Here is a 24,069-nt window from a genome sequence, read left to right as displayed (position 1 = left end):
CCTTACGCTCCCTTTCCGCCAAAGACATTTTCGGCGAAAAACTGTTCGGTTGAAATCGACTCTCCTGCGGGGCGGAAGCTTCCGCGCTCTCCAGCAAGAGTGTCTTCGGAAAACGTCTGCCCCACGGCAGAAAACAGGCGCATCATCTCTGGACTTTCTGCAATTTTTTCGTGCAGAGCCTTGGTCTCACGCGGGTCAAGCCCGGCAGTACGAGCCGTTCTGTCGAGTCCCTGAAATGCAGCATCACAGCGCTCATTCAGTTCTTCTCCCCACAGCCCGTGCAGTTCTTCCCGACTTGCAGCAAGCTGTCTGGCATGTCGCCGAGGCTCACCCGCCAAAAACTCCTCAACCATCTGCTCGTAGCCCTGAGCCAGCCCCTGTGCCTGCTGCGGCGAAAGAGCCAGCCCATGTGCAGCCTTTTTGAACCAGTCCACAAAATGCGGATCTGCATCCCGGCCCTCGGGCATGGTGATTTCATAGTTTTCCGGAGAATCAGGGACACCTGCAATGCGCCGGAACTCAGCTTCAAAGGATTTTTTCTGCTCCTCTGTTGCATTGTCCGGAAGAGGCGTCAGGCCAATAGTCTTGCGCCCGACCAAAGAACGGGCATTGAGCAGAGAACGGGCCATGTCTGCCGGAGACTGAAACTCCCGCAGCACCGGATGCTCCCGCAAGGGCACATCCTTCCCGTCCTGAGTCCACACCGCATCCTCAGGGATGACGTTTTCCAGCCAGTGTTGTGTACCGGAAGGTGTCTCTGCGCCGTTTCCATTACCGGGGGCTGTCGAGGCTTCCATTGTCATGGTCCTGTTGCTCCTTGTGCTGTTTGTGCTGTTCTGTATGAATCTGTTCCAGACGCTCCAGCAGCTGAAACAGGGTCATGCGTCCATAGCGAAAAGAAACCTGCTCCGCGCTCTGCCACGTTTCCGGGCAGAGGGTCGGCTGCATAAAGCAGTGCGTTTGCAGGAACTCCCGCAAAATTTTCCCGTCTGGCGTTGCCAGAGCATGGCTCACAGCGTGGGCCAGTTCGCGCTCCTGCATGTCTGAGATGCTCATGCCTCACCGCTCCTTGCCTGCGCCTGCGACGCTTCAAGCAAGAGATCCGCAGGGCTGCCCTTTTCCGGGGCATGCGACAGATCTGGAACCAGCTTCGCAAGCTGGGCCAAAGACTTGGCCTGCTCATATTTCTGCGCTTCAAGCTGCGCCTGCGAACGCTTTTCCCGAAGTTCGGCAACCTCGGCCACCGAGCGCATTCCTGTTTGCGGAAACCCTCTGCTCTGCATGAGTCGCCGCAGGTTTTCGTCATGAGCAAAGTTGTCAAAGATCTCAGGCGCCACCCCAGCCATGCTTTGGGCATCTCTGTAGGTCTCCAGAATGGCTCTGTTCCGGGACTGTTTTTGTGCCAGCATGAGCGGACTGACGTACTCGGCCCGCAAAAGCTGCCCCTGCAAAATTTCCGGAGCCTCTGGCAGCTCACCTCGTCGTTCCAGCAGGCGATGCAGTCGGCTAAAGAGCCGCGAAAAATTCTCCTGCTGCTGATTCACCAAAAGTGGACCCAGCAAAAACATGCGCTCCGAACTCAGCTCGGCAACTTCCATTGCCGTGGGGCTTCCCCCCTGCTGGATGCGCGAACGAATGGTCAAAAACAGGTCCACAAAAAAAGCCTGATTGATGTCCTGCCGCGTGCTTTCCATCAGTTCCCAGGTGAAGCCAGGACTGCTCCCAACAGAAAGCGGTCCAAAATCCGCAAGGCTATTCCCCTCGGCACGGCGGTAATAGTTCATGGCCCGTGGCTCAAAAGAGAAGCGCCCCACAAAACCGTCATCAGGGACAAGGTACGGCGGCGCAACGGCAAGCTGCCCGGCTTCCAGAACCAGCCGCTTCATTTCGTTAATCATTTTGACATCAGCAAGGGCCTCTGTACCGGGACTTGTGGAATACGCGCTGGCAGGCACGCGGCGAAAACGGGCCACCACATAGGGCAACTCTTCATACCCACCAACAGACATGACCTTGCCTTCTCCGAGGTCCAGATACACAGAGGCATAGGGCAGGTGATTTTCCGTCAGGGAACGCTGCCGTTCACCACGGGGAAACACCGCATGCACAAAGGCAAACAGTTCTGACTGCCGCGCAGGATCATCGCAGGCCCGGCGCACGGCATCGGAAAGCTGCTCAAGCCCAAAGCGGGCCGCAGCATCCCGCGCCGAGAGCTGGAAACGGCGAAACACCGTATCCACTTCTCCCTGCGCATTTTCAGAGATATAGATTTCATTCAAAGGCAAAGCGCGAAAACGAATGCCTCCAGTAGGCGTGGCGTCAACGTAGAGACACTGCCAGCCAAAAAGTCCTGTCTGATGATAGGCAAGGGCCTGTTCGCGATAGAAGCCACCTTCGGCCAGCACCCGGTAAAAGAGGTCTTCGACTTTCTGGAGCCACTCCCGGACCTCCGGCTGATCTGCCAGCTCCTGATCGTCCAGTCCCAGCACGAACCAGCGCTCTGACGGTGAGCTTGCGCCAGAAAGCAGACCTGCGGAAAAAATCTCCGCAGCCCGGCGAGCCGTGGCATCCACGATTGTGGACTCGCGCTCTGAATGAGGCGCAAGATCCAAAAAGCCTGAATAGCCCGGTCCCATAAATCTGGAGACATCAGTCCAGACACGTTCAAAAGGCTGGCGCGCAGTGCGAAGCGCTTCAAACTGCCGCAGAACCTGGCTGCGAAGTGAAACACTTCCCTGCATTGACTGCTCTTGTTTCTGCATGCTTACCCCAGTGTCCTTTTCCGTACATTTGCAGGATGTGGGTCCCCCAGAGTCGCCCGCTGGGAAGCTGCGCCCCCAAGCTGAAGCCGCCTGCGAGCCATCTGTTCTTCCTGTTTTCGCAGCTCATCTTCCTTCGGGACCTTTGCCTGAGCTGTGCGTTCCGGTTTTTGCGAACTCATTGGAACAGGCACCGAGACAGTCCGCACCTGTGGTGATGAAAACAAAACTCCACTCATCGCACTCTCCTTTCTTCAATCAACCAGCATACTGCTGCCGCGCATGTGCCCGGCGGACAGGCATGGCAAAAGTCAGGGCCAAAGCATCAGCCAAATCAGGGCTTCGTACCCCACGCGCACGCATTTCATCCTTGGATTCCAGGGTCAGCCGCCCGGCGCTGTCATACGAATAAGACGGAGCAACAAGGTCCGCGTGCAATTCGTCCCGGTCTGGGATGTCCACCTGCACCGGGTCCAGAAGCCAGTCGCGAAGCCCAGCCCACATTTCTGCCCGGCGATTCCGGTACCGCTCATTTCGGCAGGCGGCCGAACCAAAGTTCACCGCCACAAGCCGCGAAGCAAATCCCATCTCGCGCAGGCGATCCACAACACCAGCACCAAGTCCCCCAGCATCCACAAAAAGTTTGCTCACATACGGCTCAGAAGCCTCCAGAATATGCGCACACTCACCAGCGGTCTGCATGGTGTCTTTCTTGCGCAGACGACGAATGCCAAACGCTCTGCGCCCCTGCCGAAAAATGATCCCGGTGGCGTCATTTCCAAAACGTGCTGGGTCCACGCCACACACCAGCGGTCCCGTCCCCTGTTCGTTTGCCTTGCGAGCCAGCATCACCGCCTCAGGGACAATGAACGGCTCAGCTCCAGTAAAGGAAAACGCCTCTGCCGCCGTCGCCGGATATTCCCGGCGAAAGAGCACAGGGTCCCGCAGCTCCGCAATCTTGTTTCGTCGCCAGGCCATCTGCTCCATATCCAGCCCGTAGAGCTGCATGTATTCCTGCTCTTCCGGACGGAGCGAAAAGCTTTCCGGGCAGTCCCGGCGGTACTCCTGCTGCCAAAACCATGGAATGAACACAGGCTGAAAAGGACTTTCTCCAGACTCAGCCCGCTGCCATTCCTGATGGAAAAAATCCCCCATGCCATTTGCCGTGGATTCCAGAACGACTTCTGTTCCTGCGGCATCTGGCACAGCCTGCAAAACACCAGCGGCGTGCTCTGCGGCGTTTTTCCAGAACGCGATCTCCGATCCATGCAGATACTGCACAGTCTGGGATCGCCCCGCTCCTCGCGCGCCAGCAGTGGCCACGCGATAACCAGAATCCAGCCGAGGGAATTCCAGCTCCCGGGCATTGTCATGCCCGCTTTTGGGACGCACCGGCTCTGGACAGTGCTCGTAAAAACGCCGAGCCATCTCCAAAAGCCCACGGCTGGCCTCCATCTCATGCGCCATGATCAGCGCCCGCGTGCCCTTGGCGTGCGTGACTTTCCAAAAATATCGACCGCCAACATAGGTAGAACAGCCTTGCTGCCGCCCCTTGAGCACCAGTGCCCGGACCTGACCGGTCCGCCTGCGCTGCTCTTCAAGCCGCCTGTGCAGATAGCGCTGGGCACGGTTGAGTAAAAACGGTGCCAGCCCTTCGCTCTTGGTCCGAATCCACAGACAGCGGGATGCATAGTGCGGAAAGTCCTGCATAAGCCGCCGCCGTATTGCTTTTTCCCTTTCATTCATTCCAGACTGTCCAGTGTGTCTTCATGTGTTTCCGCTGTACTCTCGGGCTTCTCGTTAAACATGTGGAGATACTTTCCCAAAAGACTCAGCGCCCTGTTCGCGTTGGATGCGTCAAAACGGTATTCCGTAACCGCGTTTTCCCCTTTGCCAGAGCTGACAGCCACGGCCTGCATGCAGCGCTCTGCAACATCCTTGAGCCGGGCTATCACCCACTGGCGGGTCACGGCGTCATGGGCTGTGCTGTCATCCTGAAATGCAGCAACAGCTTTTTGAATCCGCTCATCCGCAAGCCACCGTTTTCCTGTCTGTTTTGCTGTTTTTTCGCTGTAGCCAGCGCGCAGGGCGGCTTCTTCCGCATCACCACTCACCGCATACTCTGCGGCAAATCGCTCCTGACGTGGCGTCATGCGCAAACCGTCCTTCTGAATCATCCCCAAATCCTCCGGTCAGAAAACACTATTCCCACGCTTCCCCCCTCTTGCCTTTTGCGCAAAAATGATTAACTCTAAAGGTGCCTGGAACATTGGCGAGATGAACTGATCTCGAGAATGAACACGACGAATACGCGATGTTTCCACCGAGCAGGCTCGGCCTGCCGGGGAGAGTACGCAGGGACGCAAGTCCCATTAAACAAAAATGCGTTCTTGTATTCCGTGCATCCGCGATGAACCGGGCTTTTTTTGTGCCCTCAGCACAGCGCCGAGTACACAGCTCGCACGAGCAGCCCAAGGGTTGCAGCCAGCACCCCGTACACAATCCGCTCCAGATTTTTCAGTTTTTCAGCATGCTCACGGCAATGCTGTTTTCCTTTAAGCTCCCCAATATCCTGCATGATGCGGCTTACCCGCTCATCAATCCGAGCCAAGAGTTCAGCCTGACTTGTTTCCTGCATGGTCCCTCCCCATGCGAAGGCGCACTGCCCCCTTGTCAAAAACCGAGCGGCCCAAAAAATAGTAGCCATAGACGCCAAACCCCAGATCGGTAAGCACAGACAGCTTTTGCGCCGGAATATCCGGCCCGAACACACCCCCAATCAGGGCAACGGTAAAAAGCAGAACACAAAGCGGACGGACATTTTTTGAGAGCCATGAGTCACTCTGCATGTCTGCTTCATGCCGCCGACTCAGCTCCCGCTCCATCTCCAGAGACAAACGAAGCTGCTCGCCCTGCCACTCCAGAAGCCGCGTTTGCTGCTCCTGCTCAAGGCTCCGCAACTGCAACAAAAGTTCTGGATTCCTGAGAGCCGAAGATACGGACTCCGGGCTTGGGTCACAGCCGACACAGGACGCCACCAGACTCCCTGCTGCCGAAGCAATGGCTCCAGCAGGCCCGCCAAGCACGGCACCCAAAACCGGGGCCACTCCTGCGACAATCTTTCCAATGTCTTTCCAGTCTGCCATCTGTCTTCCTCAGGGTTTGACGCTTTCCCGAAGCGGCTGCTCCAGCGACCGGGTTTCCACCCGCTCCACGCTCTGGAACATCCGCAGACACTCCGTGCAGCACCGAAAACGCAACACAGAACCATCCCGACGCTGGCGGGTGCGCATCACGTGGCTTTTGCCACCGCAAAAAGGACAAATCATGATGCAGCCTCCAGCTCTTCCCACAGGTTCACAATGCGAAGCGTCATCTGTCCGCAGTCTTTGAGCGCGGCGTCCAGTGCTCGCAAGGCATCACGGGACATCAACACGGCCCGCCGCCCAGACAAAATGCCAAGCCGAAGCCCCGGCAAAATGCAGCCCTGTGTATCCTGCGCAGTGTTCCCTGGATGAATGAGAATTTCCGTTCGATCCGGCACACCAGAAAGCGCAAAGCACTTTCCAAAACGTGGCGAAACATGTGCGGTCATGGCGTAGGTCCCTTCTGGAATGCAGGAAATAAGCACCCGGTTTTCACGCCAGCCCGGTTCCAGCGTCAGACAAAGAATCCGGCCATTTTTGCGCAAGACCCCAAAGCAGCCATCCGCGCCATTCTCCACCCGCAAAAGCTCCAGCACTGGCCGGGGTTCTGTATGAGTGTGCATCTCTCCTCCCCTCTTTTCTGTCTAAAAACCCAAGACGGGATCAGCACCCAATGCGCTTCCTTCCATCTGTCCGCTGGCCCACGGGCAGGTCCGCAGCCCAAAGTTCGCACTCTTGTGGAGCATCCGGGCAATGCTTTCCCGTTCCATGCGGTTCAGGCTCTGCCGCGATTCCCACAGATTCTGGTACCGAGCATTCAGCTGCTCCACGCAGGTGCAGACATCCCGAAACCACGCCCGGTTCACCCCAGAAAACGGTTTACCCAGAGCACGCAGGAGCTGACGAACAGAGATCTCTTTCTTCTTCCCCGCGGCACGTAGCGTGTAGAGAGGGCCGTGAATTCCATGCTCCCCAAAGTCTGGGCAGAGCCATGGACAGGGATTTTGGAGCATTGAATCCGCTCTGACCCGAACAAAACCCTGCCCGTTCACAAGGAAAAACTGCCGCATCCCCCGGACAGGGATTGGAACAAAAACACTGTGCTCAACATCCTGAGGATTCATGACTCTCCCCCTCCCTCTGCGCCTCTGAGCGCCAAGGATTTTCAGGTGAAACAAGCCTAGGTATTTTTAGCCTATTGCTTTGTAAAAAAAATCCTGTGAAAATCACGGCATGGAAGAAGCCACCCATTTTGTACATGCCTTTATGCAGGCCATTGAAGAAGCCCGACTTTCACAGGGCCGTAGCCATTCTGATATTGCACGAGCTGCATTCCCAGAACACAGAGATCCAGTTGGAGCGTATCGCAAGATTCGCAATTCAGGACAAAATCTGCGCATGGAAGATGCAGTTCGCCTTGCACGAGCTGTCCATGTGGATTTCCCTGCTTTGTGCTGGACAGCTCAGCAGTCTTTAAAATAGTTCGCCTTCTCTTTTCCTTTCTTGCATCAGGCACCCCCGCAAGTGAGACACCGCAAGGGTCTCACCTTCTTTTTCCGTACCCTCATATTCAAAAATTCTTTCATATCTTTATCGCGTAGCCTCTCTACGCTCTTTCTTTATGTGTGCAATTCATCAGCAATGCAATAGAGATGAATACTGCACACAATCCTCTAGCTCTTTAATCCACTCTTCTATATTCATGGAAGCACAACAAAAATAGAAAAACCATCTGCAATGCACTGTAGTAAAAATACGATAAATCTAAAATCGTATGAGACTGCATTTTGAAACACAAATATCTGTATTTACTACAAAATTTCAATATCTTACTGGACTGCATATCCTGTATAGTATATCCATTTTTTCCAGAGGAAGCATATCGAATGTTCGATGACACTTTGCTCTTACATATCGTCACCTGAACACCTACTGGAGGGACTATGTCGTATAACATTATGCAGAATGCTGCCCAGCCGGATCCTATATCCGAACTCTTTCGCGCTGCTTCCGCACTCCGATTCATCGAAGATGCTCTTAACTCGGCAGACTGTCTGCCTGCTCCAAGCCCAGAAGGACTCTCCTGTCTTTCCGGCCTCTTGGCACAGCAGCTGTCGACTCTTGCAACAGAGCTTTGGGAAACCGAAGACGCGCGACCTTTCTTCACTCCACCCTGCCCGCGACGATCACGACACAAGGCGTATGCTCGAATGCGCACCTGTAGAACTCGGCGCAGGCCCCTCGCGCACAGATCCGTCCCACCGCATCAATAAGCTCGTCCCCTTTGTGAGCCACGCTTTGACAGATAGGCCAATATCGCCTATTTGTCAAGGCGGTTTCACGAATTCGACCGCCCAGTCGGGTCTTTCTCCCGTCAATCACCCACTCGATATTTTTCTCTTTTTCTCGCAGGTTCTGCTACAGGCCAATATTCTACAATCACTCTTCTTTTGACTTTGAGAAAAAAAATCTTCGCCTTTCTCGGCTCACACACCGCGAGTCATGACACAGAGTGCTCCACATGTGCTATACTCGTAGCTCACCGTCATTGCCGCTTTTGGCTGGAGGGATTTCGTGATTCGGTTCTACGTTTACCGTACCCAAAACTTTGGGAAAACATTCGAAGCCCTTGGAGAGGGCGACTCGGAGATGTTTTATTCATCGCCCGTCCACATCCAGACACACGGCGGGCACCCTCAGCGCACGCTCTCCTTCCTGCACTGCCTCAAGCGGAGCTGGACCCAGCATCACCCACAAGACATCACGCTCTCCCTGCTCGGAAAAGAACTCTGCGGGCACCTCACCCCGCTTCCCCTCGACATGGTGCTTTTCTCCTGCTGGGACACGAACAAGCAGGACCTTAATCTCAATACAGACAACGCCTGCTCCATACTCAAGGACATACTTACAAACATTCCTATCCCCGGCCTTCTGCTTGGCAAAGACGGCACCTGCCTTTGCGGCAATCCAACCCTCTACAAAGAGTTTGGAATTCCCAAAGACGTCCACCTTCCAACCAAGCTCTTTAAAATTTACTCAGCGTCCCCTCAAAGCTACGAACGACTCCAAAAGGAAATTTCCGAAGCGAGTCCATACCGCTCGCACATTTTTTACTGGAAAACATCCAACATGCTACCGGGTGGACACACGGAGCTAGGGCTTCACCTTCATGCCCCATTCCAGGATCAGGACTTTGTCATCGCCCTTATTTCTGACACGCTTATTTCACCAGAAAAACAGCGTCTTCAGCTCTATGAACAGATTTTTAACAGTGCCATGGAAGGCATCGCCATCTTCCGGCATGACGGCCTCATTCAGGCTGCAAACCCCGCCTTCTGCGATCTGGTCGGCCTCCCCCGAGAACATGTCCTCGGTCTCCCTATCCATTCATTTTGCAGCAACAAACACCATGCGCAGGACTACGCAAAAATCATCCACGCCCTGCGCCGAAAAAGCACATGGTTTGGAGAACTCCAGGGCGCCCACAGCTGCGGCGAAGAATTCCCTCTTCAACTCAGCGTCTCAAAACTTCCGCTCAAGCTGGAGCATCATCAGATTTATCTCGCACTGTTGCACGACGTCACCAGCATCAAACAAAAAGAACACAAAATTGAAGAGCAGGCCTTTTATGACGCACTAACAGGCCTGCCAAACCGTCGATACCTCACCGAGACCCTCAGCTCGACAATCCAGTGCGCCCAGAAAAAAGGGCAGGAACTTGCCCTCTTCTTCATGGATCTCGACAACTTCAAGACGATCAATGACAGCCTTGGACATCCCACAGGAGACCGGCTCCTCCAGAACGTCGCGCAGCGCATGAAGGAAAGACTTCCCATAACGACTCACGTCTTCCGGCAGGGTGGCGATGAATTTATTGTGCTTGTTGAAAACGGAACAGGAAAGGATGACGCCCGAAAGATTTCACACCAGATACTGAAATCCTTTGAAGCGCCCTTTGAAATTGAGGGGCGAAGGCTCTACATAACCCCAAGCATTGGAATTAGCTTTTTTCCACATGACGCGCACAACTCTGCGGAGCTGATCCGCAATGCAGACCTCGCCATGTATCACGCAAAAAGCTGCGGGAAAAACACCTATCGTTTTTATTCACGGAAGCTGAACACCCGGGCGCAAAAACGCCTTGAGATCGAAAACGCCCTGCGTTCCGCAAACGTCGAAAAAGATTTTTACGTCCTGTACCAGCCAATACACGACGCCAAAACGCAGCGAATTTCTGGCTTTGAAGCCCTTATTCGCTGGAATCAGGAAGGCTCAGTCCCTATTGGGCCGGACCAGTTCATTCCTGTTGCCGAAGAAACCGGAATTATTTTTGCGCTTTCAGAGTTTGTTCTCCGGACCGCCTGCCGCGAAACCCAGTACCTGCTCAAGGAAGGACTTGGTCCACTTCGTGTTGCCGTTAATCTCTCTGCGCAACAGCTCTACCAAAAAGACTTTGCGGACCGCGTGCAACGAATGCTCCGGGAAACAGGCCTTCCTCCTGCGGCTCTTGAGCTGGAGCTCACAGAATCCACACTTATTCCAAACATCCGACAAACAGCCCGCGTTTTACAGCAGCTCAACAAAGAGGGAATCAGAATTGCCATTGACGACTTTGGCACTGGCTACTCCTCGCTCAACTACCTGCACAGGCTCCCTATCCAGACGCTCAAAATCGACAAAAGCTTTATTCAGGACGCGCCAGACTCAAAACTTGCAGGAAACCTTGTGGCAACCATGTCCATGCTTGCCCAGAATCTGGGCAAACGCATTGTGGCCGAAGGCGTAGAAAATCTAGAGCAGTTTGAGTTTGCTCTTGAGAAGCACTGTGATGAAATTCAGGGCTTTTACTTCAACTCACCGGTCAACCACGAGACCCTGTACAAACTCCTCAAGGAAGACAGAATACAGCACGGAGCCATGTCTCAGCTTCCGCCAGCACCCACATGCTAGCCTGCTGAGCAGTCTTCCTCTTTGCTTTTTTTCACATCCTGAGCAGGACCGTAGGTCTCTCCCCATTCCTTGAGCGCCAAAAGAACAGGTATCAGGGTTTTCCCCTTGTCACTCAGCGCATATTCCACACGTGGCGGCACAACAGGAAAAACTTCCCGCGTGACAAGGCCGTCCCGAATCATTTCCTTGAGCTGCCGGGTCATCACCGGACGGGTCACTGTATTCACGGCCTGCAAAAGTTCTCCAAACCGCAAAGGCTTTTGGGCATCCATCAAGTGATACAGCAAAATTCCTTTCCACTTTCCACCAATCATTTGCAATGTTGCTTCAACCGGACAGCCATGATGACAGCAAAAGCGCGTATGTTTCTTCTTCATGGTTTCCTTTTTGTTCCTGTGCTTCTTAAATGTTCGGTATTGCAAAGCGGTCAAGCCCTGCTACTGTAGAGACTCCATAACAGGATTTTTCACTGCACGACGATACAGGAGGTCATAATGAAAGTCATTATTTCTCAGGCAGGAAGCGCAGCAACGTCTCCTGATGCATTCCGGACAGAAAAGAGTGCACAGCCAAAGGCACAGGGGCGGGACCTGCTCATCAAAATTGCAGCAACAGGCATGAACCCCGTCGACACAAAAGTTCGGACCCGCATGGAGCAGGATACTGTTCTGGGCTGGGATGCAGTAGGGAGCGTCGAGGAAACAGGCTCCGAGGTCAGCAATTTTTCCGTTGGCGACCGAGTCTTTTATGCTGGAGACCTGACCCGCCCCGGAACCAACAGCGAATACCAGCTCGTCGACGAGCGTCTTGTTGCGCTGGCCCCCAAGACGCTGGATGATGCCCACGCAGCCGCAATGCCCCTGACCTCAATTACCGCATGGGAAGCACTGTTTACGCGCCTGCAATTCACCCCGGCCAAGGGTGCAAACGCGGGGAAATCCATACTCATCATTGGTGGCGCAGGCGGTGTTGGCTCCATTGCGACTCAGCTTGCACACTGGGCAGGACTCACTGTCTTCTCAACCGCATCCCGTCCAGATACCATAGACTGGGTCAAGGGACGTGGTGCGGACTTCATTCTGAATCACCGTCACAACCTTGCGAAGGAACTCCGTGCCACGGGTACAGAGCATGTGGATGCCATTTTCTGCACCACACAGATGGAACGCCACTGGAACGCTATGGCAGAATGCATTGCCCCACAGGGGAAAATCGCATTTATCGACGACCCGGAGAATCCACTGGACCTCACCGTTTTTAAGCCCAAAAGCGTAAGCCTTCACTGGGAATTCATGTACACACGCTCCATGTTCCAGACTGCAGACATGCACAAACAGGGCGAGCTACTGAGTAACGTGGCGCAGCTTTTGGACGAAAAAAAACTGCGCTCAACCTGCCGCCTGACCTATTCCGGACTGAATGCAGAAAACATTCGCAAAATGCACATTGAGCAGGAATCCGGAAAAATGATTGGAAAACAGGTACTTGTTTTCTAGGACGTCTTCCTCATACAACGACAAACGCCCCCATCCGCAATGCAGATGGGGGCGTCTTTTTTTCATAAGGGCAAAACACAAAAAAGGCCTACGACAATGTCGTAAGCCTTTATATTCTGTGGCGGAGAGGGAGAGATTCGAACTCTCGATAGGGTTCCCCCTATACACCCTTAGCAGGGGTGCGCCTTCAGCCAGCTCGGCCACCTCTCCAAGGTTTTAATAAACCATATTTTTCCCTGCATGTCGCTTCCGACGTGCGGGATGTAAGCAATAGAGTTTTTCGCGCCTCTTTGTCAAGCATGGATTTTTATTTTTTTCATTTTTTTCCCATGCTCCAGCTTCATTCCTTTTGTACGCCAGCTCTCAAAACAAAACAACTGTGTTTTGCTCTACAGAGAGCATATCACTCATGCACTCAGGGAGACGTGATTCATTCTCGCCAAACAAAGCCCCACAAAAAGACACATATTCCCCAAGTCATAGCACACGTATTTTCAAAAAATGTTCCTTGCAAATTCTCTGTTCCGCCCCAGAATAGGCCAATATTCATTTCACACTCCCGCATCAGAGAGGCTTTCCTTTTGCAATGGCCCATAAATACACGTATACTTCAAAGACGTGAATACACAAAAGCTGACACACTAACGCTCTTCCTGCCAAAAACCACGCCTTGCAGGCGTCTCTGGCAGATTCACCGGAGGACGTCATTCCGAATCTCATCATTCATAAACGACTATGGTGGGCCATTGCGGGCCTTATTTTTGCGTCACTGGCAATCTGGCTTCTGACGCCCTCCAAGCAGCCTGCAGAACAGGGCGTTGTTCGTGAGCACGTCTCCAGCTCTGCGGTTGCCCCCGAAAAACAGCTCCAGACAGAAATCAAAGTCAGCTCACGCCGTGGCGAGAGCTATCCGCCAAGCCAAAAGGACACCCCGCAGGACTACTCTCAAACCCTGCGCATGGCTCCTCGCCATGAAAAAGCTCAGGAACCTGCCCCAAGCACACCGCAGCCCAAAACACAAACGCTCCCGCAAAGTCCTTCTGACACCCACAAAATGGCACCAAAGCAGGACAGCCCGGCAAAGCCACGTCCAGATTCACCAGATCTTTCCCAAAGTATGGCCAGCCCTGATGCCTCCCAGACGGTCAGCTCACTGAGCAGTCAAAATATCCTGTTCCAGCCAGAAATTTCTGCACAGGGTGGACAGGTTCACAGCATCATCTTCCGCTCGACATCTCCCCTGCCCGAACTCCACACCTTCTCGCTCAAGACGCCCCCCCGTTTCATTATAGACATAGATGGGAGCTGGACATACCGGGGACGAAAGCACATTGCCATGCAGCAAGGCAACCTGCGTGCAATTCGCATGGGATACCATCCAGACAAAATTCGCATCGTCCTTGACCTTGTGAGCCACAGCCAGAAACTCCCTCTGGTAAACACAAGCGACAAGGGGCTTCACGTCCAGTTCAAAAAATAAACTAATGATATCAAGAGGGCGTTCAAATTCACAAAAAAAGCTGATGACGAAGCGCCCGAAGCACTTGACATTCATTCTCATTGAAATTAATTCTCAACGCATGTGGAAACGTAAATGTCATCGTCATTGCCGAAAGAGCCGCGCCCTTTGTGAATATCCCGGCGGCAGTCAGGTAGCCATTGCGGATATTCAGGGATGCCCCCGTCAGCGGTGCAGACTCCTTGCCATGGGTCTCACGCCTGGGACGCGCGCTGAAATTTGCAGGCACAATGCTGGCTCATGCTGCTTGCGAGTTCGCAACTGCGACCTTATCCTTGGTGAAGACATGGCCCAGTACGTTATGGCGACTCCAGTACAGGATCAGGATCGCCAAACTGCATAAGCAGACATTCCACCTCTTTTTTTGCCCCGAACTGGTCGATGCCTTTGGCTCGACCTTTTTTATTTGTCCCAGCGGCAGTTATGGCCTACAGTGCCCAGCTCAACCACCGTGGTTTCGCGTTATCGCCACCACGGTGCAGAGAACGCCGTGTTTTTATGCGCAAAAGGAGTCAAAATGGGCAAGGTTATGAATATGCGCCAGCTTCAGGTTGGACAAAAAGCCGTTATCAAAACCATCGGAGCGATGGGGGAACTTGGCCGTCGCATCCGCGACATGGGGCTTGTTCCCGGAACTGAACTTGTCGTTGTAGGACGCGCTCCGCTCAAAGATCCTGTTGCCTTGCGCATGAAAGGGTTTACCCTTTCTCTTCGAAACAACGAAGCAGATCACATCACAGTAGAAGTAGCGGAGTAACTCATGGCCGAGAGGATTTCGATGGCACTGGCGGGCAACCCCAATGCTGGAAAAACAACTCTTTTTAATGCCATCACTGGCGCTCGCCAGCATGTTGGCAACTATCCGGGCATCACCGTCGAAAAAAAAGAAGGCCGCGCCACCATCAATGGCTACGACTTTCACATCATTGACCTGCCCGGCACCTACTCCCTGACCGCATATACGCAGGAAGAAATCGTCTCCAGAAACGTGCTGGTTGACGAACGTCCCGACGTTGTTGTGGACGTCCTTAACGCCTCTGCCATTGAGCGCAACCTCTATCTTGCTGTTCAGATTATGGAAATGGGCATCCCGGTTGTTCTGGCCCTAAACATGATGGACGAAGCCCGTAGCCACGGCATGAGCATTGACGTCCCGGAGCTGAGCAAACGTCTTGGCATGCCTGTTGTTGAGACCGTTGGACGAACGGGCGAAGGCGTGCCCGAGCTGCTCACGCAGACCGCAGACTTTGCCGTTGAAAACCGGGGCAAAAACGAGCCACTCAATATTTCTTACGGTCCAGATCTCGATCCTGTCCTTCGAGAGATGACCGAGCTGATCGAGTCAGCGCACTTCATGGGGGACCGCTACCCCGCCCGCTGGCTGGCCCTCAAGTACCTTGAAAATGACGAAGAGATTTTGGCAAATGGCAATGCCGCAGACAGCGACTTTTCTACACGCCTGCTGCACCTTTCCGCAGACGTTGCCGATCACTGTCAAAAGACACTCAACACCTACCCAGAAGCCATTATTGCAGACTACCGTTATGGCTTTATCACCTCGCTTTTGAAGCACGGTGTTCTGGAGCGCCGCACAGATCAGGCCCGCGTCGACCTTTCCGACCGCCTTGACCATGTGCTGACCCACCGCTTCATGGGACCCATCGGCATGGTGCTGGTCCTTCTTGCGGTGTACAAAGTGACCTTCACTGTTGGTGAAATTCCAATGGGCTGGATGGAAAGCCTCTTTGGCTGGATGGGCGACATGGCTACAGCCATCATCCCGGACGGCCTGCTCCGCTCTATGGTCGTTTCAGGCATTATTGACGGTGTAGGTGGCGTTCTGAGCTTTGTTCCGCTTATTCTCCTAATTTTCCTTTTTATTTCTTTCCTCGAAGACTCAGGATACATGGCCCGCATTGCCTATATGCTGGACCGCGTTTTTCGCGTTTTTGGGCTGCATGGCTGCTCGGTCATGCCGTTCATTGTGTCCGGTGGCATCGCTGGTGGCTGTGCCGTTCCTGGAGTCATGGCCGCACGAACCCTGCGCAGCCGTCGCGAAAAGCTGGCAACACTCCTCACCGCGCCATTTATGACCTGTGGTGCAAAGCTGCCTGTCTTTATCCTGCTCATTGGGGTGTTCTTCCCAGAGCATCAGGCTCCCGCACTTTTTGCCATTACCATGCTGGGCTGGGCCGCAGCACTTTTTGTATCCAAGCTGCTCCGCTCAACAGTCATCAAGGGCCCCAGCACTCCTTTTGTCATGGAGCTTCCGCCCTACCGTTTCCCAACCGTACGCGGCATGCTTATCCACACATGGGAACGGACATGGCAGTACATCAAAAAGGCGGGCACAGTTATTCTGGCCATTTCCGTGTTGCTCTGGGCGCTTATGACCTTCCCCGGTCCCAGCGCAGAACAGCACGCAGCCTTTGATGCCAAGCTGGAGTCCGGCATTGCCGAAATTCAGCAAACCGTCCCGGCAGCAGAACAGGACAAGGCCATTGCCTCGCTCACAGCACAGATTGAGTCTGAACGCGGAGAAACCCGCCTGCGCAACTCCTTTGCTGGCCGCATTGGTACTGGTGTCGAGGGCATCTCTCAGCTCTCCGGCTTTGACTGGCGCACAAACATTGCCCTTATCGGCGGCGTCGCAGCCAAGGAAATTATTATTTCCACCCTTGGCACGGCTTACTCCCTTGGTGGAGACGCCGACACGGAAAGCTCTCTGGCAAGCCGCCTCAAGTCGAATCCGGACTGGAATCCGCTTCGGGCCGTTGCGCTGATTGTTTTTATTCTGCTCTACTCCCCATGCTTTGTAACTCTGGTCGCCATTCGTGGCGAAGCAGGCTCATGGAAATGGGCAATGTTCTCGCTGTTCTTCAACACAGCCTTTGCTTTTGCCCTGTCCACTCTGGTCTATCAGGGTGGCAAAGCTCTTGGGCTTGGCTAGTCGGCCCGGCAAAAGATATTCCACACACTCAGGCCCCACATTGTGGGGCCTTTTTTTACGCCTGCTTGTCAGACTCACAGCTCCCCGCTATGAAAATAAAGAACCCAAAGCACAGGAGCCACCATGAAACTGCAACACAGACTGCACAGCCTTCCCGGAAAAATCATCCTCGCGGTTGGTCTGACCCTCTTTTGCTGTGTCGCAGCATGGGCCTTTATGAGCATCCGCTTCCAAAGGGAACACAGTCTCCAGTCAGTCATAGAAAGTACAGACCGCCTCTCCGATACCACACGCCTTGCCCTGCACTATGCCATGCTCCACAACTCCCGCGACGACATCCGGCAAATTGTCCGCAACACCAGCCGTCAGCGAAGCGTTGAATCCGTCAAAATTTTCGATCATAGCGGCATAATTCAATACTCCAGCACCCCCAGTGAAGAACAGACCGTGGTCAAAAACAGCGCTCCAGCCTGTGCCCCCTGCCACCGTGCAGAGCCACCCCTGCGGACTCTGGACCTTACAGCCCGCTCCCGGCTCAGCACAGCCGACGATGGGATTCGCCGTATTCATATCCTGACACCAATTTTCAATGAAGCGAGCTGTTCCGGACCGCCCTGCCACGCCCACAGCCCAGACACACGCATTCTTGGCGCGCTCGACATGACAGTGTCCCTCGCAACAAGCGACGCCGCTTCTGCCAAGTTTGAGCGCAATACCCTTGGCATGGCCGCCTTTGCCTTTTTGAGTACCTCATGGATTATGATTCTTCTGGTGCTTGGCCTTGTCAAAGAGCCTCTTCGACGACTCATCGCTGGCACCCGGCTTCTCGCTGCCGGGAAAAGCATCCCTCTTGACCGCGTTGACCCTGACGATGAAATGGGAGAGCTGGTCATCGCCCTCAACCAGATGGGCAAGGACATCAGCACCAAACAGCAGGAGCTCAACGCCCAGCGCAATCTCTACCGCAATTTTTTCAACAATGTTCCCTGCCTGATTACTGTTGTTGACCGCAATTTTCGCATTCTGGATTACAACGACGAATTCGCCGAGCACTTTTGCCCGGTCGTTGGAGAACACTGCTTCAAAACATGGAAAGGGCGCGAAAAGAAATGCCAGAACTGCCCCGTGGAAAAAACCTTTCAGGATGGGCAGTCCCATTCCAGCGAAGAATCCGGAATTCACTCTGACGGTTCACCCGCGCACTGGATTGTAAGCACCCAGCCTCTGCGAAATGAAGACGGAGAGATATACGCTGCGCTGGAGATGTGCCTCAACATCAGCGCCCGCCGGGAGCTGGAAAAAAAGCTGGCCTTGTCCGAAAAGAAATATCACGACATTTTCAACCATATTCCCAATCCGGTCTTTGTGCTGGATGCCGAAAGTCTGGAAATTCAGGATGGCAATCAAGCCATTTTCAGTGTGTATGGCCGCCACGCAGAGCAGCTTGCAGGCAGCTCTTTTCTGGAGCTTTTTGTTCACGCCTCCCCCGAAGAGCTGGGACGCCGCCTCAGAATGCTGGAGCCAATCCATCAGGTGCAGCATCAGCGCGATGATGGAGAAATCCGCAGTCTAGACATCATGGCCTCCCCATCTCTATCAGATGGCCGCCCGGTGCTGCTGGTCATCACCAGAGACATCACAACCCGCCTCGAAACGGAACAGCAGCTCATTCAGGCCAGCAAAATGACCACACTCGGTGAGATGGCAACAGGCGTTGCCCATGAGCTGAACCAGCCACTTACCGTTATCCAGACCATCGGGGGACTCATGCGTCGCCGGGTCGAAAAAAATGCCGCGCTGGAACCCGAGCTTTTGCGAGAACTCTATGAAGGCATCTCCCATAACGTTGAACGCGCGACAGACATCATCACTCACCTGCGCGAATTTGGCCGCAAACCCGGTTCAAGCGAAATGGAAGCCGTTGACGGCAACACGGTCCTCCAGCGCGCCTACGCCATGTTTGACCGCCAGCTCACCGCCCACGGTTTTGAAACACAGTGGCAGCTTGCCCCCGATCTTCCGCAAGTCATGGCCAGAGCCAACCGTCTGGAACAAATCTTCATCAACCTGATCTTGAACGCCAGAGATGCCGTCAACAGCCGTCGCGAGCAGGAAGCAGATGCTCCCAGCCGCATAATCCTGTCGAGCAGCGTCAATACTGGGCGCGTTCTTTTCTCCATAGAAGACAGTGGGACAGGCTTTCCGCCAGCAATAGCCTCACGTCTTTTTGAACCGTTTTTTACCACAAAAGACGTGGGCAAAGGCACTGGTCTTGGCCTGTCCATCAGCTACAGCCTTATGCAAAGCTTTGGCGGAACAATTGAGGCCGCCAACAGCACGCGTCCAGACATGGGAGCACGCTTTACCCTTGTTTTTCCTGCCTCAGCACTCGCCCCACAGGGCAAACCGGACTAAAAAGATCAAGATAACTCCCTATAAACACACCCAATCTTTTTTATTTCAAATACCTATTGACGGGTGAGCATTGATACCATACCTTTTTAGTACGAATTCATTGTTTAATGCGGAATGCAGTGAATCCCCTGTGCTGACAAGGAAAAGGCCAGACCACATTCTTCCCTTTGCGCCATGCCCCGGCGCATTTGGCCACAACCCCACAGTCACACAGACGACCTGACCTCTTTCACTGGTCGACATGCCATCTACCCTGCATGCTCCTCGACCCGGTCAGGCCAAGAAAAATCTTTTGCTCATGGAAGCAGGACGCTTGTGATTTTGCAGCAGACGCAAAATCGGCCTCCGCTTTTTTGAAAAAAAGTTTTCCACATGCTTATTCTCAAGTTTTCCACAAGCTCGGAAGAGGTGTTTTCCCCCTCTTGTGCGAGCCGTATCGCCCGTGGTCAAAGACTTTCCTCCAAGGGCCTGTTCCTCCAAAAAATCCCCTCCTTATTTCCTTCCAAAACAGTAGGAATTATGTCGTTCCGCCGACAATTTCTTCGTCCTTTTTCTGACAAAATACTCACAATTGCCCCTCCCCAAAATCAGCCAAAAAAATCTGTGTTTTCCACAGCTTGATTTCCTTTACCCTACTTGACGGGTATAGATTCATTCTATACCTTTCTAGTATTATTAACAGTAGAAGCAGTATAACTGCTTGAAATAAAAGCACATTTCAGGAAATTGCACTGCATCTTTTTTCCTGTTTTTCCGCGTGCTTTTGGGCCTCTGGTCCTGTTATTCAAGCTCCTTTTTGCCCTCATTTCCCGGTGAGAAAAAAGGAACTTACCGTGTTTGGTCTGGCGCGACGGCCGCACGTCGCGCCCACAGATTCTCTAACGTTCAGCCGTGGTCATCCGTACATACGTCTGCCATTTTGATGAGGGGCAAACCATGATGAAGGGAAGAACCCTGTTGCACTGGGCGCTGGCTGTTGTTGTACTCTCTGCCATAAGCTTAACTGGCATTGAGGCAAGCGCAGTCTCCAAACAGGCGACACCAAAGGATTCGCGGGCCGGAATGCTGGTCATCGACACACTGTCTTCCTTTGGAAAACTGGATGAAAAGGCTGTCCCATTCTTTCACGACACACACACCAAGGCACTGGCGCAGCAGGGCAAAGACTGCTCCACCTGCCACGTGAAGAATGAGAAAGGCCTCCTGTCCACAACTTTTAAGGGCACTGATGGCGCGAACAAAAACGACGCCAAAGAGCAGTTCCACAAGAACTGTATCACCTGCCACTCCGAGCGTGCTTCTGCCGGTGAATCCACCGGACCGACCGAAGCCTCCTGCCGAAGCTGTCACCGCGATGCTCCAGCCCAGTCCGGCCGTGTTTCTGCCGGATTTGACCTGAAGCTTCACGCGACGCACGTCAACTCCAAAGCCATTCCTGCCGCCAGCGGCGAAAAAGAGAACTGTAGTTCCTGCCACCATGTCTACGACAAAAAGCAGGACAAGCTCGTTTACGCCAAGGGCGAGGAAGGCTCCTGCCGTTACTGCCACAAGGACACTGCTCAGGACAAAACTGTGTCCATGCAGCAGGCTTCACACACCGCATGTGTAAGCTGCCACCTTGAGAAGCAGGAACAGAAACTTGCGACCGGCCCTGTGACCTGTGAAGGCTGCCACGACAAAGCCATTCAGGACACACGCAAGGCAAAAACGGCAAAGACTCCGACTCCCCGCCTGATGCGCGGTCAGGACGATGCCATTCTGCTCACTGCCCCCGGCAAAAAAGCAGAAGCAGGCATGGGCGCTGTGGTCTTTAACCACAAGGCCCACGAAATGGTCGTCAAAGACTGCCGCACCTGCCACCACGAGAAAATCGAATCCTGCTCAAAGACCTGCCACACAGAAAAGGGCAACAAGGAAGGCGGATTTGTGACTCTGGACCAGGCCATGCACTCCAAGACCTCTTCTGCAAGCTGCGTTGGTTGCCACAACCAGCAGAAAAAGCAGAAGCAGTGTGCGGGATGTCACTCCATGATTCCTGAGAACAAGGCTGCTTCAGAGCAGAACTGTGCCACCTGCCACGAGCAGGACACCAAAAAAGCTGGCGCCATGCTCAAAATGCCCAAGGCTGAAAAGAAGGCTGCCATGCAGCAGGAAATCGCCACACGTGAGCAAAGCGGCGGCACCTATGATCTCAAGGACATCCCGGAAACCGTGAGCATCGACGTTCTGGCTGACCAGTACAACGCTGCCCAGTTCCCCCACCGCAAGATTGTCGCCTCCATGCTCAAGGGCATCGAAGGAAGCGAGCTGGCCAATGTGTTCCACACGGAAAAGGGAACCTTCTGCCAGGGCTGCCATCACAATAGCCCGGCATCCCTGAATCCCCCCCGCTGCGCAAGCTGCCACAAGGACGCTGTCAACAATTCCGCCTCTGCAAAGCCGGGGCTGAAGGCTGCGTACCACCGCCAGTGCATCGGCTGCCACGAGGCAATGGACATTCAGAAGCCTCAGGCAACCGCCTGCGCCGACTGTCACACGGAACGCAACAAGTAAGACCCGGAGTCGAGACGAGGTATTCACATGGCTATTGATCGCAGAAAATTCCTGGGCATGGTTGGTGCCGCTGGCCTCACGGTCACACTGGCAGATTCCGCCCACGCCGCAGGAAACATCCACTTTGAAGGCTACCCCGACAGCCTTGGTGTGCTCTTTGACGCCACCGAGTGCATCGGCTGCCGCAAATGCGAAGAAGCGTGCAACACGGTCAACAACATGCCTGCTCCCGAGCAGCCATTTTCTGACCTCAAGGTGCTTGATACCGAGCGCCGCCCCACGGAAAAGACCCTGACCGTGGTGAACAAATATCAGCCCAAGGGCTTGGAGCATCCGGTTTTCCGCAAACTCCAGTGCATGCACTGTAAGGAACCCGCCTGTGCTTCTGCCTGCTTTGTCAAGGCATTCAAAAAGACACCAGAAGGCGCTGTCGTCTATGACGCGTCCCTCTGCGTTGGCTGCCGCTACTGCATGATTGCCTGCCCCTTCAATGTCCCCGCATACGAGTATGACGAGCCACTGACCCCCCGGGTCATGAAGTGCACCATGTGTCATCCGCGCCTCAAGGAAGGCAAACTGCCCGGCTGCGTCGAAGCATGCCCCAAGCAGGCCCTGACTTTTGGCAAACGCGAAGACCTCATCAAGCTCGCCAGAAAACGCATTGAACAGTACCCGGACCGCTATGTGGACCACATTTATGGTGAAACCGAAATGGGTGGCACCAACTGGCTCTACATCTCCGGCGCACCGTTCAGTGAAATCGGCATGCGCGAAGACCTTGGCGTCACCAGCGCTCCAGAGCTGACCTCTGGCGCACTGGCACTGGTTCCGATGGTCACAGGCCTGTGGCCCGTTCTCCTCACTGGCGTGTACGCAATGAACAAGCGTCGCGACAAGATTGCAGAGGAAGAACAGAACGAGGCCGTTTCCTCCGCTTTGGCGCAGGCAGCAGAAAAGGCAGAAGCCGAGCTGAAAAAGCAGCTTGGGAATGCCGAAGTTGCCCACAAGCGCAAAATCGAAGTCGAAGTGAAAAAGGCTGTTGAAGAAGCCCTGGCCGAAAAAGACAAGGAACAGGCTCAGGACCAGAAAGACGAGGAGGAATCCTAAATGGGTGCTCAGGCAAAAGGCGCTGGCAAATCGGTTCTCACACCGTTTAATGTCATCGCTGGCATCATCGTCATCATCGGCCTCGTAATTGCTGGCACCCGCTTCTACAGCGGCATTGGCAGCGTAACGAACCTTGATAACAACTACCCATGGGGCATCTGGATCAGTTTTGACCTGCTCTGTGGTGTTGTGCTTGCTGCTGGTGGCTACACCACCTCTGCGGCCTGCTATATCTTTGGCATGAAACGCTATCACAGCGCAGTGCGCCCCGCACTGCTCACCGCGTTTCTGGGATACGCCCTCGTGGTTTTCGCCCTCATGTTCGACCTTGGTCGTCCGTGGCGTCTGCCCTACCCCCTCTTCTACTCGCACGGAACCTCTTCCCTGCTCTTTGAGGTGGGTCTCTGCGTTTTCCTGTATCTGAACGTTCTGTTTGTTGAATCCACGCCGGCATTCTTTGAACGGCTGGGTCTCAAGAAGCTGCGCCACTTTGTGCATAAGCTGACTCTGCCCCTGACCATTCTTGGCGTGGTGCTCTCCACCATGCATCAGAGCTCCCTTGGCGCGCTGTACCTCATTGCCCCGAGCAAGGTGCACCCGCTCTGGTACTCCATCTATCTGCCGCTGTTCTTCTTCATCAGCTCCATGTTTGCGGGCATGTCCATGGTTCTCTTTGAGTCCACACTCGCCCACAAAAAGTTCCACCATCTGATGGACGAAACCCACCTGCGCCAGAGTAACGGCGTGGCCTTTGGTTTTGCCAAGGCCTGCTCCTGGATCATGGCCGGATACTTCGTCATCAAGATTCTGGCACTGGCTGTAGAAAACAAGTGGAGCTACCTCCTGACAGGCTGGGGCCTGTGGTGGTGGATCGAAATGATCGGCTTTGTCGCCATGCCCTGCATTGCCTATGCAATCGGCGCCCGCGAAAAGAACCTGCCGCTCATCCGCCGCACCGCTCTCTGGACCGTTCTGGGCATCATACTGAACCGTTTCAATGTCTCTCTCGTGGCATACAACTGGTTCCTGCCCAGCTCCCAGAAGTACTTCCCCTCCATGTCCGAAATCGGCATTTCCCTGTTCGTCGTGACGCTTGGTGTTTTGGTCTACCGCTTCATCGTGACCCACATGCCAATCTTCTACGAACACCCTGAATACAAGGGCCATTAGGCCA

23 protein-coding genes and 1 tRNA gene are annotated in these 24,069 nt (G+C 54.1%); 11 read left to right on the top strand and 13 right to left on the bottom strand.

The window, feature by feature from the left end; genetic code table 11:
* Positions 1–2: 2 nt before the first annotated feature.
* The 11 genes from B5D23_RS01360 to B5D23_RS01315 all read right to left on the bottom strand — a co-directional run bounded on the left by B5D23_RS01360 (position 3) and on the right by B5D23_RS01315 (position 7,029).
* Entirely contained in the window at positions 3–803 is an 801-nt protein-coding gene (locus B5D23_RS01360) for a hypothetical protein (RefSeq protein WP_078683593.1), read from the bottom strand.
* Positions 772–1,056, bottom strand: a complete 285-nt coding sequence (locus tag B5D23_RS01355) for a hypothetical protein (protein WP_078683592.1) — start codon at positions 1,054–1,056, stop codon at positions 772–774. The genes B5D23_RS01360 and B5D23_RS01355 overlap by 32 nt, the downstream gene beginning before the upstream one ends.
* Positions 1,053–2,762, bottom strand: a complete 1,710-nt coding sequence (locus B5D23_RS01350; RefSeq protein WP_078683591.1) for a portal protein — start codon at positions 2,760–2,762, stop codon at positions 1,053–1,055. The genes B5D23_RS01355 and B5D23_RS01350 overlap by 4 nt, the downstream gene beginning before the upstream one ends.
* Positions 2,763–2,764: 2 nt before the next feature.
* Entirely contained in the window at positions 2,765–2,998 is a 234-nt protein-coding gene (locus tag B5D23_RS01345) for a hypothetical protein (protein WP_078683590.1), read from the bottom strand.
* Between the two features lie 19 nt (positions 2,999–3,017).
* Complete coding sequence (locus B5D23_RS01340) at positions 3,018–4,505, bottom strand: terminase large subunit (protein ID WP_078683589.1); 1,488 nt, start codon at positions 4,503–4,505, stop codon at positions 3,018–3,020.
* The gene (locus tag B5D23_RS01335; protein ID WP_078683588.1) at positions 4,502–4,936 is read right to left on the bottom strand and encodes a terminase small subunit; all 435 of its coding nucleotides are present in this window, start codon (positions 4,934–4,936) and stop codon (positions 4,502–4,504) included. Before B5D23_RS01335 ends, B5D23_RS01340 begins: the two co-directional genes overlap by 4 nt.
* Before the next feature lie 257 nt (positions 4,937–5,193).
* A complete protein-coding gene (locus tag B5D23_RS01330; RefSeq protein ID WP_078683587.1) occupies positions 5,194–5,397 on the bottom strand; it encodes a hypothetical protein in 204 nt (67 codons plus the stop codon).
* Positions 5,375–5,905, bottom strand: a complete 531-nt coding sequence (locus tag B5D23_RS01325; RefSeq protein ID WP_078683586.1) for a hypothetical protein — start codon at positions 5,903–5,905, stop codon at positions 5,375–5,377. The genes B5D23_RS01330 and B5D23_RS01325 overlap by 23 nt, the downstream gene beginning before the upstream one ends.
* A 9-nt stretch (positions 5,906–5,914) precedes the next feature.
* Positions 5,915–6,088 (bottom strand): hypothetical protein, encoded by a 174-nt coding sequence (locus B5D23_RS14980; protein ID WP_159445868.1) that lies wholly within the window; start codon positions 6,086–6,088, stop codon positions 5,915–5,917.
* The gene (locus B5D23_RS01320; RefSeq protein ID WP_078683585.1) at positions 6,085–6,528 is read right to left on the bottom strand and encodes a DUF5675 family protein; all 444 of its coding nucleotides are present in this window, start codon (positions 6,526–6,528) and stop codon (positions 6,085–6,087) included. The genes B5D23_RS14980 and B5D23_RS01320 overlap by 4 nt, the downstream gene beginning before the upstream one ends.
* Positions 6,529–6,549: 21 nt before the next feature.
* Entirely contained in the window at positions 6,550–7,029 is a 480-nt protein-coding gene (locus B5D23_RS01315) for a hypothetical protein (RefSeq protein ID WP_078683584.1), read from the bottom strand.
* Positions 7,030–7,138: 109 nt separating this feature from the next.
* On the opposite strand from B5D23_RS01315, the gene B5D23_RS01310 reads away from it, so the two are divergent.
* Both B5D23_RS01310 and B5D23_RS01300 read left to right on the top strand, forming a co-directional pair.
* Positions 7,139–7,387 (top strand): hypothetical protein, encoded by a 249-nt coding sequence (locus tag B5D23_RS01310; protein ID WP_078683583.1) that lies wholly within the window; start codon positions 7,139–7,141, stop codon positions 7,385–7,387.
* 1,092 nt (positions 7,388–8,479) lie between these two features.
* Positions 8,480–10,855, top strand: coding sequence for a putative bifunctional diguanylate cyclase/phosphodiesterase (locus B5D23_RS01300; protein ID WP_078683580.1), 2,376 nt, complete (start codon positions 8,480–8,482; stop codon positions 10,853–10,855).
* On the opposite strand, the gene B5D23_RS01295 is transcribed toward B5D23_RS01300, so the two are convergent.
* Positions 10,852–11,232 carry a winged helix-turn-helix transcriptional regulator gene (locus tag B5D23_RS01295; protein WP_078683579.1) on the bottom strand — a complete coding sequence of 127 codons (381 nt, stop codon included), beginning with the start codon at positions 11,230–11,232 and terminating at the stop codon, positions 10,852–10,854. The genes B5D23_RS01300 and B5D23_RS01295 overlap by 4 nt on opposite strands.
* A 117-nt stretch (positions 11,233–11,349) precedes the next feature.
* Between B5D23_RS01295 and B5D23_RS01290 the strand changes: the two genes are divergently transcribed.
* Entirely contained in the window at positions 11,350–12,351 is a 1,002-nt protein-coding gene (locus B5D23_RS01290) for a zinc-binding alcohol dehydrogenase family protein (protein ID WP_078683578.1), read from the top strand.
* Positions 12,352–12,470: 119 nt separating this feature from the next.
* On the opposite strand, the gene B5D23_RS01285 is transcribed toward B5D23_RS01290, so the two are convergent.
* Positions 12,471–12,561 (bottom strand) — tRNA-Ser (locus B5D23_RS01285).
* A 460-nt stretch (positions 12,562–13,021) separates the two neighbouring features.
* Between B5D23_RS01285 and B5D23_RS01280 the strand changes: the two genes are divergently transcribed.
* The 8 genes from B5D23_RS01280 to hmcC all read left to right on the top strand — a co-directional run bounded on the left by B5D23_RS01280 (position 13,022) and on the right by hmcC (position 24,065).
* Positions 13,022–13,831: an AMIN domain-containing protein gene (locus B5D23_RS01280; protein WP_078683577.1), complete on the top strand. Its 810-nt coding sequence runs from the start codon at positions 13,022–13,024 to the stop codon at positions 13,829–13,831.
* Between the two features lie 43 nt (positions 13,832–13,874).
* Entirely contained in the window at positions 13,875–14,213 is a 339-nt protein-coding gene (locus tag B5D23_RS01275) for a FeoA family protein (protein ID WP_159445867.1), read from the top strand.
* Positions 14,214–14,387: 174 nt separating this feature from the next.
* Entirely contained in the window at positions 14,388–14,627 is a 240-nt protein-coding gene (locus B5D23_RS01270) for a FeoA family protein (RefSeq protein WP_078683575.1), read from the top strand.
* Between the two features lie 3 nt (positions 14,628–14,630).
* Entirely contained in the window at positions 14,631–16,820 is a 2,190-nt protein-coding gene (feoB, locus tag B5D23_RS01265; RefSeq protein WP_078683574.1) for a ferrous iron transport protein B, read from the top strand.
* 123 nt (positions 16,821–16,943) lie between these two features.
* Positions 16,944–19,235: a PAS domain-containing protein gene (locus tag B5D23_RS01260; RefSeq protein ID WP_078683573.1), complete on the top strand. Its 2,292-nt coding sequence runs from the start codon at positions 16,944–16,946 to the stop codon at positions 19,233–19,235.
* A gap of 936 nt (positions 19,236–20,171) precedes the next feature.
* Positions 20,172–21,788: a sulfate respiration complex hexadecaheme cytochrome HmcA gene (hmcA, locus tag B5D23_RS01250; RefSeq protein ID WP_078683571.1), complete on the top strand. Its 1,617-nt coding sequence runs from the start codon at positions 20,172–20,174 to the stop codon at positions 21,786–21,788.
* 33 nt (positions 21,789–21,821) lie between these two features.
* Positions 21,822–22,895: a sulfate respiration complex iron-sulfur protein HmcB gene (gene hmcB / locus B5D23_RS01245; RefSeq protein WP_078683887.1), complete on the top strand. Its 1,074-nt coding sequence runs from the start codon at positions 21,822–21,824 to the stop codon at positions 22,893–22,895.
* On the top strand, positions 22,896–24,065 hold the full coding sequence (gene hmcC / locus B5D23_RS01240; RefSeq protein ID WP_078683570.1) for a sulfate respiration complex protein HmcC: 1,170 nt from the start codon (positions 22,896–22,898) through the stop codon (positions 24,063–24,065).
* Positions 24,066–24,069 lie beyond the last annotated feature (4 nt).

Origin of the sequence: Desulfobaculum bizertense DSM 18034 (assembly GCF_900167065.1) — a bacterium.
Lineage (GTDB): Bacteria > Desulfobacterota > Desulfovibrionia > Desulfovibrionales > Desulfovibrionaceae > Desulfobaculum > Desulfobaculum bizertense.
The sequence above is the reverse complement of the archived record's forward strand: the minus strand, read 5'-3'. Positions and strand labels throughout refer to the sequence as shown.

Excerpts from the sequence above, each read along its gene's own strand:
- B5D23_RS01360 (WP_078683593.1), bottom strand. The coding sequence starts at position 803 with ATGACAATGGAAGCCTCGACAGCCCCCGGTAATGGAAACGGCGCAGAG.
- B5D23_RS01355 (WP_078683592.1), bottom strand. The coding sequence starts at position 1,056 with ATGAGCATCTCAGACATGCAGGAGCGCGAACTGGCCCACGCTGTGAGC.
- B5D23_RS01350 (WP_078683591.1), bottom strand. The coding sequence starts at position 2,762 with ATGCAGAAACAAGAGCAGTCAATGCAGGGAAGTGTTTCACTTCGCAGC.
- B5D23_RS01345 (WP_078683590.1), bottom strand. The coding sequence starts at position 2,998 with ATGAGTGGAGTTTTGTTTTCATCACCACAGGTGCGGACTGTCTCGGTG.
- B5D23_RS01340 (WP_078683589.1), bottom strand. The coding sequence starts at position 4,505 with ATGAATGAAAGGGAAAAAGCAATACGGCGGCGGCTTATGCAGGACTTT.
- B5D23_RS01335 (WP_078683588.1), bottom strand. The coding sequence starts at position 4,936 with ATGATTCAGAAGGACGGTTTGCGCATGACGCCACGTCAGGAGCGATTT.
- B5D23_RS01330 (WP_078683587.1), bottom strand. The coding sequence starts at position 5,397 with ATGCAGGAAACAAGTCAGGCTGAACTCTTGGCTCGGATTGATGAGCGG.
- B5D23_RS01325 (WP_078683586.1), bottom strand. The coding sequence starts at position 5,905 with ATGGCAGACTGGAAAGACATTGGAAAGATTGTCGCAGGAGTGGCCCCG.
- B5D23_RS14980 (WP_159445868.1), bottom strand. The coding sequence starts at position 6,088 with ATGATTTGTCCTTTTTGCGGTGGCAAAAGCCACGTGATGCGCACCCGC.
- B5D23_RS01320 (WP_078683585.1), bottom strand. The coding sequence starts at position 6,528 with ATGCACACTCATACAGAACCCCGGCCAGTGCTGGAGCTTTTGCGGGTG.
- B5D23_RS01315 (WP_078683584.1), bottom strand. The coding sequence starts at position 7,029 with ATGAATCCTCAGGATGTTGAGCACAGTGTTTTTGTTCCAATCCCTGTC.
- B5D23_RS01310 (WP_078683583.1), top strand. The coding sequence starts at position 7,139 with ATGGAAGAAGCCACCCATTTTGTACATGCCTTTATGCAGGCCATTGAA.
- B5D23_RS01295 (WP_078683579.1), bottom strand. The coding sequence starts at position 11,232 with ATGAAGAAGAAACATACGCGCTTTTGCTGTCATCATGGCTGTCCGGTT.
- B5D23_RS01290 (WP_078683578.1), top strand. The coding sequence starts at position 11,350 with ATGAAAGTCATTATTTCTCAGGCAGGAAGCGCAGCAACGTCTCCTGAT.
- B5D23_RS01275 (WP_159445867.1), top strand. The coding sequence starts at position 13,875 with ATGACGAAGCGCCCGAAGCACTTGACATTCATTCTCATTGAAATTAAT.
- B5D23_RS01270 (WP_078683575.1), top strand. The coding sequence starts at position 14,388 with ATGGGCAAGGTTATGAATATGCGCCAGCTTCAGGTTGGACAAAAAGCC.
- feoB (WP_078683574.1), top strand. The coding sequence starts at position 14,631 with ATGGCCGAGAGGATTTCGATGGCACTGGCGGGCAACCCCAATGCTGGA.
- B5D23_RS01260 (WP_078683573.1), top strand. The coding sequence starts at position 16,944 with ATGAAACTGCAACACAGACTGCACAGCCTTCCCGGAAAAATCATCCTC.
- hmcA (WP_078683571.1), top strand. The coding sequence starts at position 20,172 with ATGATGAAGGGAAGAACCCTGTTGCACTGGGCGCTGGCTGTTGTTGTA.
- hmcC (WP_078683570.1), top strand. The coding sequence starts at position 22,896 with ATGGGTGCTCAGGCAAAAGGCGCTGGCAAATCGGTTCTCACACCGTTT.